This is a genomic window from Dryocola mayonis, assembly GCF_051307045.1.
GTDB lineage: Bacteria > Pseudomonadota > Gammaproteobacteria > Enterobacterales > Enterobacteriaceae > Dryocola.
This window is the reverse complement of sequence record NZ_CP150452.1, coordinates 2,924,394-2,943,279: the sequence shown is the minus strand read 5'-3', so window position 1 is coordinate 2,943,279 and position 18,886 is coordinate 2,924,394. Positions and strand designations below refer to the sequence as shown.

At 56.5% G+C, this 18,886-nt stretch carries 10 protein-coding genes and 2 pseudogenes; 6 read left to right on the top strand and 6 right to left on the bottom strand.

All coding sequences use genetic code 11. The features are described from left to right. The first annotated feature begins 86 nt into the window (after positions 1 to 86). From WLO32_RS14165 to glpQ, 3 genes are all read left to right on the top strand, one after another. The gene (locus WLO32_RS14165) at positions 87 to 1,283 is read left to right on the top strand and encodes a nicotinamide mononucleotide deamidase-related protein YfaY (RefSeq protein WP_435945688.1); all 1,197 of its coding nucleotides are present in this window, start codon (positions 87 to 89) and stop codon (positions 1,281 to 1,283) included. Between the two features lie 336 nt (positions 1,284 to 1,619). Continuing rightward, a complete protein-coding gene (gene glpT, locus WLO32_RS14160; protein WP_435945687.1) occupies positions 1,620 to 2,972 on the top strand; it encodes a glycerol-3-phosphate transporter in 1,353 nt (450 codons plus the stop codon). A gap of 9 nt (positions 2,973 to 2,981) precedes the next feature. Next, a complete protein-coding gene (gene glpQ, locus WLO32_RS14155) occupies positions 2,982 to 4,040 on the top strand; it encodes a glycerophosphodiester phosphodiesterase (protein WP_435945686.1) in 1,059 nt (352 codons plus the stop codon). A gap of 30 nt (positions 4,041 to 4,070) precedes the next feature. Here glpQ and yfaE read toward each other — a convergent pair whose 3' ends face one another. The 4 genes from yfaE to ubiG all read right to left on the bottom strand — a co-directional run bounded on the left by yfaE (position 4,071) and on the right by ubiG (position 8,952). Beyond that, entirely contained in the window at positions 4,071 to 4,325 is a 255-nt protein-coding gene (gene yfaE / locus WLO32_RS14150; RefSeq protein WP_435945685.1) for a class I ribonucleotide reductase maintenance protein YfaE, read from the bottom strand. Between the two features lie 3 nt (positions 4,326 to 4,328). Next, a complete protein-coding gene (nrdB, locus tag WLO32_RS14145; RefSeq protein ID WP_435945684.1) occupies positions 4,329 to 5,459 on the bottom strand; it encodes a class Ia ribonucleoside-diphosphate reductase subunit beta in 1,131 nt (376 codons plus the stop codon). Between the two features lie 131 nt (positions 5,460 to 5,590). Then, positions 5,591 to 7,876 carry a class 1a ribonucleoside-diphosphate reductase subunit alpha gene (nrdA, locus tag WLO32_RS14140; RefSeq protein ID WP_435945683.1) on the bottom strand — a complete coding sequence of 762 codons (2,286 nt, stop codon included), beginning with the start codon at positions 7,874 to 7,876 and terminating at the stop codon, positions 5,591 to 5,593. A gap of 356 nt (positions 7,877 to 8,232) precedes the next feature. Then, positions 8,233 to 8,952: a bifunctional 2-polyprenyl-6-hydroxyphenol methylase/3-demethylubiquinol 3-O-methyltransferase UbiG gene (gene ubiG, locus WLO32_RS14135; RefSeq protein ID WP_435945682.1), complete on the bottom strand. Its 720-nt coding sequence runs from the start codon at positions 8,950 to 8,952 to the stop codon at positions 8,233 to 8,235. Between the two features lie 159 nt (positions 8,953 to 9,111). Between ubiG and gyrA the strand changes: the two are divergent. The 3 genes and pseudogenes from gyrA to rcsC all read left to right on the top strand — a co-directional run bounded on the left by gyrA (position 9,112) and on the right by rcsC (position 15,257). Continuing rightward, positions 9,112 to 11,749: pseudogene (gyrA, locus tag WLO32_RS14130) on the top strand (DNA topoisomerase (ATP-hydrolyzing) subunit A). A gap of 112 nt (positions 11,750 to 11,861) precedes the next feature. Then, positions 11,862 to 12,248: an ASCH domain-containing protein gene (locus WLO32_RS14125; protein WP_435945681.1), complete on the top strand. Its 387-nt coding sequence runs from the start codon at positions 11,862 to 11,864 to the stop codon at positions 12,246 to 12,248. Between the two features lie 159 nt (positions 12,249 to 12,407). Beyond that, entirely contained in the window at positions 12,408 to 15,257 is a 2,850-nt protein-coding gene (rcsC, locus tag WLO32_RS14120; RefSeq protein WP_435945680.1) for a two-component system sensor histidine kinase RcsC, read from the top strand. A gap of 46 nt (positions 15,258 to 15,303) precedes the next feature. On the opposite strand, the gene rcsB is transcribed toward rcsC, so the two are convergent. Further along, positions 15,304 to 15,954, bottom strand: a complete 651-nt coding sequence (gene rcsB, locus WLO32_RS14115) for a response regulator transcription factor RcsB (RefSeq protein WP_121268599.1) — start codon at positions 15,952 to 15,954, stop codon at positions 15,304 to 15,306. A gap of 16 nt (positions 15,955 to 15,970) precedes the next feature. Beyond that, positions 15,971 to 18,608, bottom strand: a pseudogene (rcsD, locus tag WLO32_RS14110) (phosphotransferase RcsD). Between the last annotated feature and the right edge of the window lie 278 nt (positions 18,609 to 18,886).

The window sequence follows — 18,886 nt, the reverse complement described above, 5'->3', positions numbered from 1 at the left end:
CGTCCTGCCGCGGCCAGCTTCATTTCCCCGCTCATCTCCCCGCGCTTAGGTTATAGTGAATCGTTATCTTCCCGCGGAGTAAAACGATGATAAAAGTGGAAATGCTCTCTACCGGCGACGAAGTGCTGTACGGGCAAATCATTGATACCAATGCAGCCTGGCTTGCCGACTACCTTTTTAACCAGGGTCTGCCGATGTCGCGCCGCAATACGGTGGGCGACAGCCTTGAAGATTTAATCGCGGTGCTCAAAGAGCGCAGCGAGCAGGCCGATATTCTTATCGTCAACGGCGGCCTTGGGCCAACCAGCGACGATCTGAGCGCGCTGGCCGCCGCGCGTGCGGCGGGCGTTGAGCTGGTGGAGCATACAGAGTGGCTTGCTCATATGGAGCAGTTTTTCTCCGAACGCGGGCGCGTAATGGCTCCGAGCAACCGCAAGCAGGCGCTCATCCCGGCGAACAGCGAAATGGTGGATAATCCGGTCGGCACCGCCTGCGGTTTCGCCATGCGCTTAAACCGCTGCCTGATGTTTTTCACCCCCGGCGTGCCGTCCGAATTTAAGGTGATGGTGGATAAACAAATCATGCCCCGCCTGCGCGAACGCTTCACGCTGCCCGAGCCGCCGGTCTGCCTGCGTCTGACCACCTTCGGGCGCTCGGAAAGCGAGCTGGCCGAAAGTCTCGATCCCCTTGTGCTGCCTGCGGGCGCGGTGATGGGCTACCGCTCGTCAATGCCCATCATTGAGCTGAAGCTCACCGGGCCCGCGAGCCTGCGCAAAGAGATGGAAGCCGTCTGGCCGCAGGTGCAGCGCGTCGCGGGCGAAAGCCTCATCTTTGAGGGAACCCAGGGCCTGCCCGCGCAGCTTGCGGAACGTCTGCAGGCCAAAGGGCTGACCCTTGCCATCAGCGAGATTTTCACCTCGGGCCTGCTTTGCCTGCAGCTTTCCGGCGCGCAGGCGCCGCTTGGCAGCTGCAGCGTTTTGCCGCCCATGTCTGAATCGCTGCCGCAGACGGCCCGCCGGGCGAAAGATCTGGCCGCGCAGGCGGGGTGCGATCTGGCGCTGGTAGTCGGCTCGCTGAATGAAGACCGCCTCAATTTCGCGTTGCATACTCCCGGCGGCACGCACGGCTTATGCGTGAAATTCAACGTTAACCGCCACGATTTGCGTACCCGTCAGGAAGTATGCGCCATGATGGCGCTCAATATGCTGCGCCGCTGGCTCAACGGCCGTGACTTGGCCGCCGAACACGGCTGGATCAACGTGGTCGAGGCCATTGAGATTTAAACCTCAGGCGAGCGCCCGGCCCGGCAAGGCAACCGGGTGCTCGCTGATTTAGCGTTGGGTATCCAGCCCGGCGCTTGCGGTTTCTCCCTTCTTCACCGCTGCTTTTCTTCCTGAATAACCTTTCCCATCGCCAGGCGACCACGCAAAGTTAAATGTTTTATATCGAGCAGATGCGAGCATAAATCGAAAGCTAAATGTGATGCCATGCACCATTTCGCTAATTTGTAATAAAAATGTAACGCGTTGTGCGATATTTCACACTAAACGCAGGCGATAATTATTAACATGCGCTCGCAAAAGAACATTGCTTAACAAAAAACGGCCACGGAGGCATTAATGCTAAGTATTTTCAAACCCGCAGCGCATCAGCCACGGCTGAAGACGGAGCACATCGATCCCACCTATCGACGCCTGCGCTGGCAAATATTCATGGGTATTTTCTTCGGTTACGCGGCCTATTACCTGGTGCGTAAAAACTTCACCCTTGCGATGCCGTATCTGGTGGAGCAGGGCTTCTCGCGCGGCGACCTGGGTTTTGCCCTCTCGGGGATCTCTGTCGCCTACGGTTTTTCCAAGTTTATTATGGGGTCCGTTTCCGACCGCTCTAACCCGCGGGTCTTCCTGCCCGCAGGGCTTATCCTGGCCGCCGCCGTCATGCTGTTTATGGGGTTTGTTCCCTGGGCGACCTCCAGCATCGCGGTGATGTTCGTGCTGCTGTTTTTATGCGGCTGGTTCCAGGGCATGGGATGGCCGCCGTGCGGTCGCACCATGGTGCACTGGTGGTCGCAGAAGGAGCGCGGAGGCATCGTCTCTATCTGGAACTGCGCCCATAACGTCGGCGGCGGCATTCCACCGTTGCTGTTCCTGCTGGGGATGGCGTGGTTCAACGACTGGCATGCCGCGCTGTATATGCCGGCTTTCGCGGCCATTCTGGTGGCGCTGATCGCTTTTGGCCTGATGCGCGATACGCCGCAGTCCTGCGGCCTGCCGCCCATCGAAGAGTACAAAAACGATTACCCGGACGACTACAGCGAAACGGCGGAAGAGGAGCTGACGGCCAGACAGATTTTCATGCAGTATGTTTTCCCGAACCGCCTGCTGTGGTACATCGCCATCGCCAACGTCTTCGTTTATCTGCTGCGTTACGGCATCCTCGACTGGTCGCCGACCTATCTCAAAGAGGTGAAACACTTCGCGCTGGATAAATCTTCCTGGGCCTACTTCCTTTACGAGTACGCCGGCATTCCCGGCACGCTGCTGTGCGGCTGGATGTCGGACAAAGTATTCCGCGGCAACCGCGGCGCGACGGGCGTGTTCTTTATGGTGCTGGTTACCATCGCGACGGTGGTTTACTGGCTTAACCCGCCGGGCAACCCGGGCGTGGACATGGCATGCATGATTATTATCGGCTTTCTGATCTACGGGCCGGTGATGCTTATCGGCCTGCACGCCCTTGAGCTGGCGCCGAAGAAGGCTGCGGGAACGGCCGCCGGCTTTACCGGGCTGTTTGGCTACCTGGGCGGTTCGGTTGCGGCGAGCGCCATCGTGGGTTACACCGTGGACTTCTTCGGCTGGGACGGCGGCTTTATGGTGATGATCGGCGGCAGCGTGCTGGCGGTGGTCCTGCTGCTGGTGGTGATGGTGGGCGAGAAGAAGCACCACCGCGACCGGCTGACGAAAAATAGCTAAGGAGCAGGGATGAAACCCGTGGTGAAACAGGTTCTGAGCGTGCTGTTGGGCACGCTCATCTGCGCGGCGGCACAGGCGCAGGATAAAATTGTCATCGCCCATCGGGGTGCCAGCGGCTATCTGCCGGAACATAGCCTGCCGGCAAAGGCGATGGCCTACGCGCAGGGGGCGGATTATCTGGAGCAGGATCTGGTGATGACCAAAGACGACAGGCTGGTGGTGCTGCATGACCACTATCTCGATCGCGTGACGGACGTGGCCCGACGCTTCCCGGAGCGGGCGCGTAAGGACGGTCGCTACTATGCCATCGACTTTACGCTGGACGAAATCAAGACCCTGGCCTTTACCGAGGGTTTCGATATCGTCGCGGGAAAAGCGGTGCAGACGTTTCCGGGCCGCTTCCCGATGGGCAAATCCGCTTTCCGGGTGCATACCTTTGAAGAGGAGATTGAGTTCGTTCAGGGGCTGAACCGCTCGACGGGAAAAAATATCGGCCTCTATCCGGAAATCAAAGCGCCATGGTTCCATCATCAGGAAGGGAAGGATATCGCGGCCAAAACGCTGGCGGTGCTTAAAGAGTACGGCTATACCGGCAAGGACGATAAGATCTATCTGCAATGCTTTGACGCCGCTGAGCTTAAGCGCATCAAAACGCAGCTGGAGCCGGCGCTGGGTATGGACCTGAAGCTGGTTCAGCTTATCGCCTACAGCGACTGGAATGAAACGCAGGAGCTAAGGGCGGACGGCAAATGGGTTAACTACAGCTATGACTGGATGTTTAAACCCGGCGCCATGCGCCAGATTGCCCAGTATGCGGACGCAATAGGGCCTGACTATCATATGCTGGTCGCCGGCGGCTCGGTAAAAGGCAAGGTTAAGCTGACCGGTATGGTTAACGAGGCGCACGCCAGCCGCCTGAGCGTGCATCCTTACACCGTGCGCGCGGATGCCCTGCCGGAGTACGTAAGCGACGTAAATCAGCTGTTTGACGTGCTGTACAACAAGGCTGGCGTCGACGGAGTCTTTACGGATTTTCCGGATAAGGGCGTGCAGTTCTTACAGCAGTAGGCAAATAAAAGGGCCGCTTAGCGGCCCTTTTTACATCTCAATTTCGATATCGCCCTGCGCCTGGCAGCAGCAGGGCAGAATCTCACCGGGCTGGATAAAGGCAAGCGGTTCGGTAAGCCACCTGACCTCGCCTGCCACCAGCCGCGTACGGCAGGAGCCGCAGTAGCCCTCTCTGCACTGGTATTCGACGGCGACCTGGTGGTGTTCCAGCGCCGCCAGCAGGGAAGGGTGCTCTTCCTGGCACATTAGCTGTGCGCCGGTGATGCGCAGCGTAATCCGGCTCATAACCTACAGCTGGAAGTTGCTCAGATCGTCAGCGTCGATATTGGAATCAATCTGGCCGACCAGGTAAGAGCTTACCTCAACTTCCTGCGGAGCCACCTGCACGTTGTCCGACACCAGCCACGCGTTGATCCACGGGATAGGGTTAGAACGGGTTTTAAACGGCAGGTCGAGGCCGACGGCCTGCATGCGGATGTTGGTGATGTAGTCCACATACTGGCACAGGATGTCTTTATTCAGGCCAATCATCGAGCCGTCGCGGAACAGGTAGCTTGCCCATTCTTTCTCCTGCTCGGCCGCCAGCACGAACAGGTCGTAGCACTGCTGACGGCATTCAATGGCGATTTCCGCCATTTCCGGGTCGTCTTCACCGGAGCGCATCAGGTTCAGCATATGCTGGGTGCCGGTCAGATGCAGCGCTTCGTCGCGGGCGATCAGCCTGATGATTTTGGCGTTGCCTTCCATCAGCTCGCGCTCGGCGAAGGCGAAAGAGCAGGCAAAGCTTACGTAGAAGCGGATGGCTTCCAGCGCGTTAACGCTCATCAGGCACAGATAAAGCTGCTTTTTCAGCGCGCGCAGGTTAACGGTGACGGTTTTGCCGTTAACGCTATGCGTGCCTTCGCCCAGCAGATGCCAGTAGCTGGTCATCTCAATAAGATCGTCGTAGTAGCCGGAGATATCTTTGGCGCGCTTGAGGATCTCTTCGTTGGTCACGATATCGTCAAACACGATCGCCGGGTCGTTGACGATGTTGCGGATGATATGCGTATAGGAGCGCGAGTGGATCGTTTCGGAAAACGCCCAGGTTTCCACCCAGGTTTCCAGCTCCGGAATAGAAATCAGCGGCAGCAGGGCAACGTTCGGGCTGCGGCCCTGGATGGAGTCGAGCAGCGTCTGGTACTTGAGGTTGCTGATGAAAATGTGCTTTTCATGCTCCGGCAGCGCCTGGTAGTCGATGCGATCGCGGGAAACGTCTACTTCTTCCGGACGCCAGAAGAAGGAGAGCTGCTTTTCAATCAGCTTTTCGAAGATGTCATATTTTTGCTGATCGTAGCGAGCCACGTTCACCGGCTGGCCAAAGAACATAGGTTCAGCAAGCTGGTTGTTTTTCGTCTGTGAAAAAGTGGTGTATGCCATGAGTATTGTCCTGTTGTCGAACCGAATGCCGGATGGCGCCTGGCTTATCCGGCCTGCGTATTTTCCAGCCGACGTGTTTTACAGGGCGGGTAAGCAAGGCGCTACCCGCCGCAGCGCGGTGAAAAACGGCGTTAGATTTTACATGCGCCGCTTTCGCAGCCATCGTCCTGGATGGAAGGTGCCAGGTCGTCTTGCGCATCTTCCGCACCGTCGCGGGTGTTCTGATAGTACAGCGTTTTCACGCCGAATTTATAGGCGGTGAGCAGGTCTTTGAGCAGCTGCTGCATCGGCACTTTTCCTGACGGGAAGCGTGACGGGTCGTAGTTGGTGTTGGCAGAAATCGACTGGTCGATAAATTTCTGCATCAGACCCACCAGCTGCAGGTAGCCGTCGTTGTTCGGCAGATCCCACAGCAGCTCATAGCTGTTTTTCAGCTCTTCGTAGTCCGGCACGACCTGGCGCAGGATGCCGTCTTTCGAAGCTTTAATGCTGATGTGGCCGCGCGGTGGCTCAATACCGTTAGTGGCGTTTGAAATCTGCGATGAGGTTTCAGACGGCATCAGCGCGGACAGCGTGGAGTTGCGCAGGCCGTGGGTTTTAATGGACTCACGCAGCCCTTCCCAGTCGAGGTGCAGCGGCTCGTTGCTGATCGCATCCAGGTCTTTCTTGTAGGTGTCGATCGGCAAAATGCCTTTGGCGTAGGTGGTTTCATTGAACCACGGGCAGGCGCCTTGCTCTTTCGCCAGCTCGTTGGACGCCTTCAGCAGGTAGTACTGAATGGCTTCGAAGGTTTTGTGCGTCAGGTTGTTTGCGCTGCCGTCGGAGTAGCGCACGCCGTGCTTCGCCAGGTAGTAAGCAAAGTTAATGACGCCGATGCCTAGGGTGCGACGGCCCATCGCGCCGCGTTGTGCCGCGATGATTGGGTAGTCCTGGTAGTCCAGCAGCGCGTCCAGAGCGCGCACGGCCAGAATCGCCAGCTCTTCGAGTTCGTCCAGGCTCTTGATTGCGCCCAGGTTGAAAGCGGACAGCGTGCACAGCGCGATTTCGCCGTTTTCGTCGTTTACATCGTCTAGCGGTTTGGTCGGCAGCGCGATTTCCAGGCACAGGTTGGACTGACGCACCGGAGCGACCGCCGCATCAAACGGGCTGTGGGTGTTGCAGTGGTCAACGTTCTGAATGTAGATACGGCCGGTGGAGGCGCGCTCTTGCATCATCAAAGAGAACAGCTCGGCCGCTTTGATGCGCTGTTTGCGGATGCTGTCGTCTTTTTCGTATCGGGTGTACAGGCGTTCAAACTCATCCTGGTCGGCGAAGAACGCGTCGTAGAGTCCCGGCACGTCAGACGGGCTGAACAGGGTGATGTCTTCGCCTTTTAGCAGGCGGGTGTACATCAGCTTGTTGATCTGCACGCCGTAGTCCATGTGGCGCACGCGGTTGCCTTCGACGCCGCGGTTGTTTTTTAGCACCAGCAGGCTTTCAACTTCCAGGTGCCACATCGGGTAAAACAGCGTGGCCGCGCCGCCGCGAACGCCGCCCTGCGAGCAGGATTTTACCGCGGTCTGGAAGTGTTTGTAGAACGGGATACAGCCGGTATGGAAGGCTTCGCCGCCGCGAATCGGGCTGCCCAGCGCGCGGATGCGGCCGGCGTTGATGCCGATGCCGGCGCGCTGGGAAACGTATTTCACAATCGCGCTGGAGGTGGCGTTGATGGAGTCCAGGCTGTCGCCGCACTCGATAAGCACGCAGGAGCTGAACTGGCGAGTCGGGGTGCGCACGCCGGACATGATCGGCGTCGGCAGGGAAATCTTAAAGGTGGAAACCGCATCGTAGAAGCGCTTCACGTAGCTCAGGCGCGTCTCACGCGGGTAGCCGGAGAACAGGCAGGCGGCGACCAGAATATAAAGGAACTGCGCGCTTTCATAGATTTCGCCCGTTACGCGGTTCTGAACCAGGTACTTGCCTTCCAGCTGCTTAACCGCCGCGTAGGAGAAGCTCATATCGCGCTCGTGGTCGATAAAATCGTCCATTTGCTTGAACTCTTCTTCCGTGTAGTCTTCCAGCAGATGTTGATCGTATTTGCCAAGCTCGGTCATTTTCACCACGTGATCGTACAGCTTAGGCGGTTCGAACTGGCCGTAGGCCTTTTTACGCAGGTGGAAGATGGCCAGGCGTGCGGCGAGGTACTGGTAGTCGGGCGCTTCACGGGAGATTAAATCGGCGGCGGCCTTGATGATGGTCTCATGAATATCAGAGGTCTTGATGCCGTCATAAAACTGGATATGGGAGCGCAGCTCGACCTGCGAAACGGAGACGTTGTTCAGCCCTTCTGCGGCCCAATCGAGAACACGATGGATTTTATCCAGATTAATACGCTCGGTGCGACCGTCACGTTTTGTAACCAGCAGACTCTGATTCATGTGAGTTATACCTGTCCGTGAAAAGAAATATCCCCCCGTTTATCCACAGCGGCCCGCTTGTGGCTAACTTTGTGGATAAATACTATATGTAGGGGGTTTGGGAATAATTGAACGCTATATGGTGAGTATTCTAGTAACTAATCCGTTGAGAACAAGTATTGATTTCGGCAAGAATTTGAGGTTGTGACAGGCTGGATTTCGCTAAGTCCACGTCACGTAAGGCCTGTGACAATTGTCAATGGGATGCAAAAAAAATGATATTTTTGATCGAGTGCTGATTTCTTAAACTTAATGGATAAGCGCGCAGCCTGAGGCTGCGCAAAATCCATAGCGTTAACCTATGACGAAGGGGTTAATCAGCCCTGCGTATGCAACATATAGTTAACATCAACGCCCGGGCCGAGGCTGAATTTATTGGTCAGGGGATTAAAGTGCAGCCCGATCATATGACGCTCGCGCAGCTGCGTTCCATCTACCCATGCCAGAAGCTCGGCGGGCTTGATGAATTTTTTAATATCGTGCGTGCCTTTTGGCACCATGCGCAGGATGTATTCGGCGCCGACCACGGCCATCAGCCAGGATTTACCGTTGCGGTTAAGCGTGGAGAAGAAGACGTGCCCGCCCGGCTTCACGAGTTTCGCGCAGGCCTTCACTACGGACTGCGGGTCGGGGACGTGCTCAAGCATTTCCATGCAGGTGACCACGTCATAAAGGCCGGCGTGCTTATCAGCATGCTGCTCCACCGTCTCCTGCACGTAATCCACCTGAATGCCGCTTTCTAACGCGTGCAGGCGTGCGACCTGCAGCGGCTCGAAGCCCATATCCAGCCCGGTGACGTTTGCCCCTTCGCGGGCCATACTTTCAGCGAGAATGCCTCCGCCGCAGCCGACATCAAGCACCTTTTTCCCGAACAGGCCGCCCGAGCGTTGATTGATATAGCCAAGGCGCAGCGGGTTAATACGGTGCAGCGGCTTAAATTCGCCTTCTAAATCCCACCAGCGTGACGCAACGGCTTCGAATTTGGCGATTTCTTCATGGTCGACGTTCTGGGTTACCGGTTGGTTTTCGGCATTCATAGGGACTCACACTCCTTGCTGGTGAAGACCGGGAAGTATATCAGCCTGCGGCAGCGAATAAAGCGCTGTGCAAACGTGTTCACGTTTCCCCACCGCGCGCCCGTTGTGTTATAATTTGCGACCTTTGAATCCGGGACACAGTAGAGGGATAGCGGTTACATGAGCGACCTTGCCAGAGAAATTACACCGGTCAACATTGAGGAAGAGCTCAAGAGCTCGTATCTGGATTATGCGATGTCGGTTATTGTCGGCCGCGCACTGCCAGATGTCCGCGATGGACTCAAGCCGGTACACCGTCGCGTATTATACGCCATGAACGTATTGGGCAATGACTGGAACAAAGCATACAAAAAATCCGCCCGTGTCGTTGGTGACGTAATCGGTAAATACCACCCTCATGGTGATACCGCCGTTTATGACACGATCGTACGTATGGCGCAGCCATTCTCCTTACGTTATATGCTGGTCGACGGCCAGGGTAACTTCGGTTCCGTAGACGGCGACTCCGCCGCAGCGATGCGTTATACGGAAATCCGTATGTCGAAAATCGCCCACGAACTGATGGCCGACCTGGAAAAAGACACGGTGGATTTCGTCGATAACTACGACGGCACCGAGAAAATTCCAGATGTTATGCCGACCAAGATCCCGAACCTGCTGGTTAACGGTTCTTCCGGTATCGCGGTAGGTATGGCGACGAACATTCCGCCGCATAACATCACCGAAGTGATCAACGGCTGCCTGGCCTATATCGAAGATGAAAACATCAGCGTAGAAGGGCTGATGGAACACATCCCGGGGCCGGACTTCCCAACGGCCGCCATCATCAACGGCCGCCGCGGTATTGAAGAAGCCTACCGCACCGGGCGCGGCAAAATTTATATTCGCGCGCGCGCCGAAGTGGAAGCCGATGCCAAAACGGGCCGTGAAACGATCATCGTTCACGAAATCCCCTACCAGGTTAACAAAGCGCGCCTGATCGAAAAAATCGCCGAGCTGGTGAAGGAAAAACGCGTCGAGGGCATTAGCGCCCTGCGCGACGAGTCTGATAAAGACGGGATGCGCATCGTTATCGAAATCAAACGCGATGCGGTGGGCGAAGTTGTGCTGAACAACCTCTATTCCCAGACCCAGCTGCAGACCTCTTTCGGCATCAACATGGTTGCGCTGCACCATGGCCAGCCGAAGATCATGAACCTGAAAGACATTCTTTCTGCGTTCGTGCGTCACCGCCGTGAAGTGGTGACGCGCCGTACTATTTTCGAACTGCGTAAGGCCCGCGACCGCGCCCATATCCTCGAAGCGCTGGCCGTTGCGCTGGCGAACATCGATCCGATCATCGAGCTTATCCGTCGCGCGCCGACGCCTGCGGAAGCGAAAGCCGGCCTGGTTGCCCGTTCCTGGGAGCTGGGCAACGTCTCGGCCATGCTGGAACGTGCCGGCGGCGACGCCGCGCGCCCTGAGTGGCTGGAGCCGGAATTCGGTATTCGTGACGGCCAGTACTATCTGACCGAACAGCAGGCCCAGGCTATTTTGGATCTGCGCCTGCAGAAACTGACCGGCCTTGAGCATGAGAAACTGCTCGACGAGTACAAAGAGCTGCTGGAGCAGATCGCCGAGCTGCTGCATATTCTCGGCAGCGCCGAGCGCCTGATGGAAGTCATCCGCGAAGAGCTGGAAGCCATGCGCGACCAGTTCGGCGACAACCGTCGTACCGAAATCACGGCTAACACCGCCGATATCAACATTGAAGATCTGATCAACCAGGAAGACGTGGTGGTCACCCTGTCTCACCAGGGCTATGTGAAATATCAGCCGCTGACCGATTACGAGGCGCAACGTCGCGGCGGTAAAGGTAAATCCGCCGCGCGTATTAAAGAAGAAGACTTTATCGACCGTCTGCTGGTCGCCAACACCCACGACACGATCCTGCTGTTCTCCAGCCGCGGCCGTCTATACTGGATGAAGGTCTACCAGCTGCCGGAAGCGAGCCGCGGCGCCCGCGGGCGTCCGATAGTTAACCTTCTGCCGCTGGAAGCGGACGAACGTATCACCGCCATCCTGCCGGTACGCGAATACGCTGAAGGCATTAACGTGTTCATGGGCCACCGCGAGCGGTACCGTGAAGAAAACCGCGTTAACCGACTTTAGCCGTCCGCGTTCCGCCGGCATCATCGCCGTTAACCTCAACGAGGGCGACGAGCTGATCGGCGTCGATCTGACCGACGGCAGCAACGAAGCCATGCTGTTCTCGGCCGCAGGTAAAGTGGTGCGCTTTAAAGAGGACGCCGTTCGTACCATGGGCCGTACCGCAACGGGCGTTCGCGGTATTAAGCTTGCGGGCGACGACAAGGTGGTTTCCCTGATCATTCCACGTGGCGAAGGTTCAATCCTCACCGTTACGCAGAATGGCTACGGTAAACGTACCGCCGCTGAAGAGTACCCAACCAAGTCGCGTGCGACCCAGGGCGTTATCTCCATCAAAGTGACCGAGCGTAACGGCAGCGTCGTTGGCGCGGTGCAGGTGGAAGATACCGACCAGATCATGATGATCACCGATGCGGGCACGCTGGTTCGTACCCGTGTCTCCGAGGTGAGCGTGGTTGGCCGTAACACCCAGGGCGTTATCCTCATCCGTACCGCGGAAGATGAAAACGTCGTCGGCCTGCAGCGCGTTGCTGAGCCGGTAGATGAAGAAGAGCTGGATGCCATCGACGGCACGGTAGCGGAAGGCGACGACGAGATCGCGCCGGAAGCGGAAAGCGACGATGAAGTAGCGGACGACGCGGACGAATAAGCTGCGTTTAGCGTCTGCAACGACGTCGCCTGGTTGAGGCTTCAACCCTTAAAACGCCTGATGCACCGCATCGGGCGTTTTGTATTCACGGCTTAATTAAAGAGGTAAACCAATGGCTATCCCTGAAAAGTATGAAAATGCCGAGCGCTGGGCGTTCGGCGACACCGGCCCTCAGGCGGATGAGCTGGCTAAGCTGGTGCTTGATGGCGTAAAAACGGCCACCTGCTCCAACCTGGACGGCGAGGGCATTCCGCAACCCGGCGATATTTTTGTGGTGGTGGACGGCAGGAATGAGCCCGTCTGCGCGATTGAACTGACCACGGTGGAGATGAGCACTTTCGAGCAGGTGAACGAAGAGCATGCCCGCGCGGAAGGTGAGGGCGATCGCACGCTGGCCTACTGGCGCAACGAGCATAAGCGCTTTTTTGAAGCCTACGATCTGTTCTCACCGGATATGACGCTGGTGCTGATGCACTTCAGGGTTATCGAAAAGTTCTGATGGTTATGACCGATGGCCGGCGTCCTCCACGCAGGCCGCCGTCATCCCCATCGCTGCCGGAGATAAAGCGATACGCCTTTTCTTTGCCGTTGCGAGGTCTGCCTTTTGCGGCTACCTTATCGGCATCCAACGATTTGTTTTCCTGCGACCAGGCTTAATTTGAAATATCTCGTCTCTTTTCGCACCACATTAAAAATTTCCCGCTATCTTTTTCGGGCGCTGGCGCTGCTGCTATGGCTGCTGATAGCGCTTTTTTCGGTGTTCTATATCGTTAATGCGCTGCATGAAAAAGAGTCGGATATCCGGCAGGAATTCAATATCAGCTTTGAGCAGGCGCAGCGCTACATTCAGCGTACCTCCGACGTGGTCAAAGAGCTGAAGTACATTGCGGAAAATCGGCTGAGCGCCACCAACGGCGTGCTGCCGGCGATTGAACGAGACGACAGTAAAGTTGAAACCCCTAACTTCATGCCTTTGTTCCCGGACTCGGACTGCTCGGCGGTGGGCGCCTCCTGGCGCAGTTCGCTGCAGTCGCTTTCCTGGTTCCTGCGCTACTGGCGCGATAATTTCTCTGCGGCCTATGACCTTAACCGCGTCTTCCTGATTGGCGGTGACAATTTGTGTATGGCGGATTTTGGCCTGCGCGAAATGCCGCTGGAGCGGGAAAAAGCGCTGAAAACCCTGCATGAACGCATTCTTAAATACCGCAATGCGCCGCAGGACGAGCGCAGCAACAGCATTTACTGGATAGGCCAGGGGCCGCGCCCCGGCATCGGTTATTTCTACACGCTCACCCCCGTTTATCTGGCGAACCGCCTGCAGGCGCTGCTTGGCGTAGAGCAGACCGTGCGTATGGAAAACTTCCTGACGCCCGGCACCCTGCCGGTCGGCGTCACCATTCTGGATGAAAACAGCCATCCGCTGATTTCGCTCACCGGCCCGGAAACCAAAATAGAGCCCGACGCCCGCTGGATGCAGGAGCGTTCATGGTTTGGCTACACATCCGGCTTTAAGGAGCTGGTGCTGAAGAAAAACCTGCCGCCGTCGTCACTGAGCGTTATCTACTCGGTGCCGGTCGACATGGTGCTTGAGCGTATCCGCATGCTGATTCTGAACGCGGTGCTGCTGAACGTGCTGGTGGGCATCGTGCTCTTTACCCTTGCGCGCATGTACGAGCGAAGAATATTTATTCCGGCGGAAAACGACGCCCAGCGCCTTGAAGAGCATGAACAGTTCAACCGCAAAATCGTTGCCTCGGCGCCGGTGGGCATCTGCATTCTGCGAACGCAGGACGGCACCAATATCCTGAGTAACGAACTGGCGCATAACTACCTGAATATGCTTACCCACGAAGATCGGCAGCGGCTTACGCAAATCATTTGCGGGCAGCAGGTGAACTTCGTCGACGTGGTGACCAGCAACCATACCAACCTGCAGATTAGCTTTGTTCACTCCCGCTACCGTAATGAGAACGTGGCGATTTGCGTGCTGGTCGACGTCAGCGCGCGCGTGAAGATGGAAGAGTCGCTGCAGGAGATGGCGCAGGCCTCCGAGCAGGCCAGCCAGTCGAAATCCATGTTCCTTGCGACCGTCAGCCATGAGCTTCGTACGCCGCTGTACGGGATAATCGGCAACCTCGACCTGCTGCAGACCAAAGCCCTGCCGAAAGGGGTCGACCGCCTGGTGACGGCGATGAACAACTCGTCGAGCCTGCTGCTGAAAATCATCAGCGATATCCTCGATTTTTCGAAGATAGAATCTGAACAGCTGAAGATCGAGCCGCGCGAATTCTCGCCGCGAGAGGTGATGAGCCATATCACGGCGAACTACCTGCCGCTGGTGGTGCGTAAACAGCTCGGCCTTTACTGCTTTATCGAGCCGGATGTCCCGCTGACGCTGCAGGGCGATCCTATGCGTTTGCAGCAGGTAATTTCCAACCTGTTGAGCAACGCCATCAAGTTTACCGATGTGGGCTGCATTATTTTGCACGTGTCGATTAACGGCGACTATCTCAGCTTCCGGGTGCGCGATACCGGCGTGGGCATTCCGGCCAAAGAGGTGACGCGGCTATTCGACCCGTTCTTCCAGGTCGGCACCGGCGTGCAGCGCAACTTCCAGGGCACCGGCCTTGGCCTTGCGATCTGCGAAAAGCTGATAGGCATGATGGACGGGGATATTTCCATCGACACCGAGTCCGGGATGGGCAGCCAGTTTACCATCCGCATTCCTCTCTATTCGGTGCAGCCCGCGCCCCTGGCCCAGGTCGACGGCCTGGCGGGCAAGCGCTGCTGGCTTGCGGTGCGTAACGCTTCGCTGAGCGACTACCTGGAATCCCTGCTTAATAAAAACAATATCCGCACCCAGCCTTACTATGGCGAAGAGCCGGACGGCGACGACGTGTTGATAACGGACGACACGCTGGAAACGCCGTGGAAAGGGCGAGCGGCGATAGTCTTCTGCCGTCGTCATATCGGCATTCCGCTGGAGACTTCCCCTGGCTGCTGGACGCACAGCGTGGCCGCGCCCCATGACCTGCTGAATCTGCTGGGCCGTATTTACAGCATTGACGTTGAGGTGCCGGGCAGCACGCCGGTGCTGCCTTCGCCGCAGGAAGCCTGCGAGCAGAATGACGACATGATGATCCTCGTGGTTGACGATCATCCTATTAACCGTCGCCTGCTGGCCGATCAGCTGGGATCGCTGGGCTACCAGTGCAAAACGGCCAATGACGGCGTCGATGCGCTTAACGTCCTGAGTAAAAATCATATTGATATTGTGCTCAGCGACGTGAATATGCCGAATATGGACGGCTATCGCCTGACGCAGCGCATTCGACAGCTGGGGCTAACCTTGCCGGTTATTGGGGTCACGGCCAACGCGCTGGCGGAGGAGAAACAGCGCTGTATCGAATCCGGCATGGATAGCTGCCTGTCGAAACCGGTTACTCTGGACGTGATTAAGCAAACGCTGGCGGTTTATGCGGCGCGGGTCAGAAACGCGAGGAAGTAACGGGGAAAGGCGCCCTCATCTCCACCAGGAGGTGAGGGCAGACAGCTTACTCTTTGTCAGCCGGAGACAGGCTCACGGAAGAAAGGTAGTTCAGCAAAGCGATATCGTTCTCAACGCCCAGTTTCATCATGGCTGATTTCTTCTGGCTGCTGATAGTTTTGATGCTGCGGTTAAGCTTGCGGGCGATTTCCGTTACCAGGAAACCTTCCGCAAACAGGCGCAGCACTTCGCTCTCTTTTGGCGACAGGCGCTTGTCGCCGTAACCGCCGGCGCTGATTTTTTCCAGCAGGCGTGAAACGCTTTCCGGGGTGAATTTCTTGCCCTTTTGCAGCGCGGCCAGCGCCTTAGGCAGGTCCGTCGGCGCACCTTGTTTAAGCACAATCCCTTCGATATCCAGATCCAGCACCGCGCTCAGAATGGCCGGGTTATTGTTCATCGTCAGCACGATGATGGAAATGTTGGGAAAATGGCGTTTGATGTATTTAATCAGCGTAATGCCGTCACCGTATTTATCTCCCGGCATCGAGAGATCGGTAATCAGCACGTGTGCGTCTAATTTAGGAAGATTATTGATAAGCGCTGTGGAATCTTCAAACTCACCGACAACATTCACCCACTCGATCTGCTCAAGGGACTTACGAATGCCGAACAGAACAATCGGATGGTCGTCGGCAATAATTACGTTCATACTGTTCATGTAATAGGCTACCTTGCTACAGCAAACTCTTGACGTAAGCGTCAATATCGCTGGTGTATTTTTGTATGTTGGCAGCATCACTTTCACGAATGTGATGCTCTAACGTTTCACATAACTGCTTGCCGGGTACCAGATTGAGCATGGCAAACACCCCTTTTAAACGGTGTGCCGTCTGTGCCAGCGCAGCAAAATCGCTGATCGCCGATTCAGTATACAATCTCCTTACATCTTCCGGTACCGTGTCGGCAAAGAGCGAGTAATAGCCGCTGGCGTGAAGCTGCGCGTTTTCGTCGCCGCCCTGCGGTGACTCGGACATCTCCCCCTGCGCCAGCTGCTCTTCTATCAGCTGAAGGACAGCATCCTGCATGGCATTGCTGATATTAAAGTTAACGCGGAACTGCCCCGCGCCAAGCTTGCGCATCCCGTCCTCATCATCGCTTAAAAGCAAGCCTGAAGCTGTAAGATTAGACGGATTATCGGTCAGGAAGATATCAAATTCTTGACTAACCAGCCGTTCGTCCGGGGTGATGCAGTTCGCCCCCCAGTTTTCAAGCTGGCGGGTGACGATGTTACGAACCTCGTTAGAAGTAATATCCAGCATCGCCACCACTTCATCGAGCAGTTTTTCATCCTGCGCTTCCGGCTGCGGCTCCACGTCCATTTTGATATGCAGATTGTAGCGTGTGCCGATATCGGGACGGGTTTTGATATTCAAATGCCCGCCGAGCTTGCGCGAAAGACGATCGCAAAGATAGAACGTCAGGCCATAAGCCTTGCCATAACGGTCCTCGCTGGTTTCGTTGAGGAACGGGAAGTGAAGATTGTCTATTTCTTCATTACTGATGCCTTCGCCGGTGTCCAGCACGCGGAACAGGAGGCGATCCGGCGACGACTCCTCTTCGCTTATCTCAAGGGTTATCTTACCGATCTGCGTGGTGGTGACGGAATAGTGCAGCAGCAGCTGCAGTATTTTACGCAGCGCCTCGCGATCGCCGTGACGTTCCTCATCGGCCGGCAGCTGGTTGTTGATAAGCAGCTGCAGCCCCTTACGCTTGATAATCGGCAGCATTTCCAGCGCCACCTCGTCTATCAGACCCTGAATGGTAAACGGCGTGACGGTGGTTTTCCAGCTATCGGCCTCGAGCATATTCAGCAGCTGAATTTCATCGACGAGCCGGATAATGGTCTGGGGCCTCGTTCGCCAGCTGCTTATGTTCAGGGGTATTGAACGCGGCCGCGCGCTCCGCGAGTTTTTTCACCGGCAGCTGCAATGCCTCGCCGATGTGCTGCATAAACGCCACGCGGCCCTGCTGGTTTTTCTCGTACAGGCGCTGCGCCTGCTTGAGCTTTTTATTTACCAGAATCTCGCGATCCTGATCGCGAATAACGAAAATCTGCGTGCGCGGCGCAATCTGGCTGCGGAACTGGCGAATCTCGTAGAGCTCGTTATTAATGGTGGCCTGAATCACGCCCTGGTGCTGATCGGCCATCGCAATAATATTCTGCAGGTTCAGATGGGGAAGCAGGTGGTCGGCAATCTTGTTGCTGATAACCGTCCTGTTGGCGTCGAGATCGTGCACCAGCAGGCCCAGCGGCAGCAGGGCGACGATCTCTTCGTTTAGCGCGCGCAGCACCTGCAGCTCGCCGTTGCCGCCCGGCGTCTCCGTCGAGCGCGGAGCCTGCTGGCGGAACGTCGTATAACCGAACAGTGCCAGCGCCAGCAGCCCGATGTTAAGCAGCAGCGGCAGCAGAATATTTTGTAGCGTATCCATCAGCAGCGTGCCGAAAGGCACCTGCCACACCAGGCGCAGATGCGTACTGCCTAACGGCGAGGTGATTTCAATGCGCGCGCTATTAAAGTTAATGGTGACGCTGTCCGGATCTTCCTTGCCGGGCTGCGCGGCGTTCAGGCTGTCGTCCGGCTCAAGCTGGAAGCTATCCAGCGCCATGGTGGGCGGGATAAGATCGTTAATCGGCAGGTCAAACGCGACGACCGTGGCCAGATGCCCCGGCTGATTAAAGGTGGTCCGCAGCGTAAAGTAGTAGCCGTTTTGCCACACCAGGCGCCGTAGCGGAGAGAAGCTTTCGCGTTCATCCAGCGCGTTCGCCTGCTGCAGCATCTCCGCGCGGCGGGAATCAACGATGGTTCCCACGCCGGTTTCTTTAAAGCCGGAAGAGAGATCTTTTAAGGGCAGGGTTGAAACCAGGATCATGCTGTTGTCCTGACCGTTGAGATAGTACATCGACCACGGGCTGCTTTCCGCGCCCCAGAGCGTATCCAGATAGGTGGAGATGCGCTGGGTCATCTCAAGCGTGGAGCTATCGTGGGAGCCAAAAATCAGCGCTTCGGTTTTGCGGCGCGGCTTTTCAAGATAGTAGACGTCCTGGCGCAGGCGCGTTTCCTGTAAGCCATCGCTGGCAGACGCAGGCGCGGCGGCAACGTTGTCGTAGATTTGCCAGGTGGCGTAACGGTAGGTATCGACGCGTTTATGCAGCGCATGGGTGATATCGACTATCTGATAGCTTTTATCTTTTAGCCAGGCGTTAACGGCGCTTTGTACCATCACACCCATAGCGACCAACAGCACGACGATCAGCAGAAGAAAGAAGCGCGTGATATTGCTGGGAATAAGGGAAAATTTGTTAGGGATCATGCCGTCTGACTGACTCATTATAAGCGCGTAACCCGGCGAACATTCGCCACTCAGGAAAAATTACCACGCTACCTACGCATGCAGGCGCCGTAGCTGTTATCGATGCATCAAACGCACCCGGCCTAAGGATACCTGTATCAGAGGCTGCCGTCATCGACTCTCTTATATTCACAAGCAGTATAAGGGTAAATCATGACATTGCCAGGCCGTTGATAATTAGCCGAAATAAGAAGCAAAGAAGGCATACCGAAGATGGCTACGCGGCGTTATTTTTGTAC

Coding starts and splice junctions, on each gene's coding strand:
- glpT (WP_435945687.1), top strand. CDS start 1,620: ATGCTAAGTATTTTCAAACCCGCAGCGCATCAGCCACGGCTGAAGACG.
- glpQ (WP_435945686.1), top strand. CDS start 2,982: ATGAAACCCGTGGTGAAACAGGTTCTGAGCGTGCTGTTGGGCACGCTC.
- WLO32_RS14165 (WP_435945688.1), top strand. CDS start 87: ATGATAAAAGTGGAAATGCTCTCTACCGGCGACGAAGTGCTGTACGGG.
- ubiG (WP_435945682.1), bottom strand. CDS start 8,952: ATGAATGCCGAAAACCAACCGGTAACCCAGAACGTCGACCATGAAGAA.
- nrdA (WP_435945683.1), bottom strand. CDS start 7,876: ATGAATCAGAGTCTGCTGGTTACAAAACGTGACGGTCGCACCGAGCGT.
- nrdB (WP_435945684.1), bottom strand. CDS start 5,459: ATGGCATACACCACTTTTTCACAGACGAAAAACAACCAGCTTGCTGAA.
- rcsB (WP_121268599.1), bottom strand. CDS start 15,954: ATGAACAGTATGAACGTAATTATTGCCGACGACCATCCGATTGTTCTG.
- WLO32_RS14125 (WP_435945681.1), top strand. CDS start 11,862: ATGGCTATCCCTGAAAAGTATGAAAATGCCGAGCGCTGGGCGTTCGGC.
- yfaE (WP_435945685.1), bottom strand. CDS start 4,325: ATGAGCCGGATTACGCTGCGCATCACCGGCGCACAGCTAATGTGCCAG.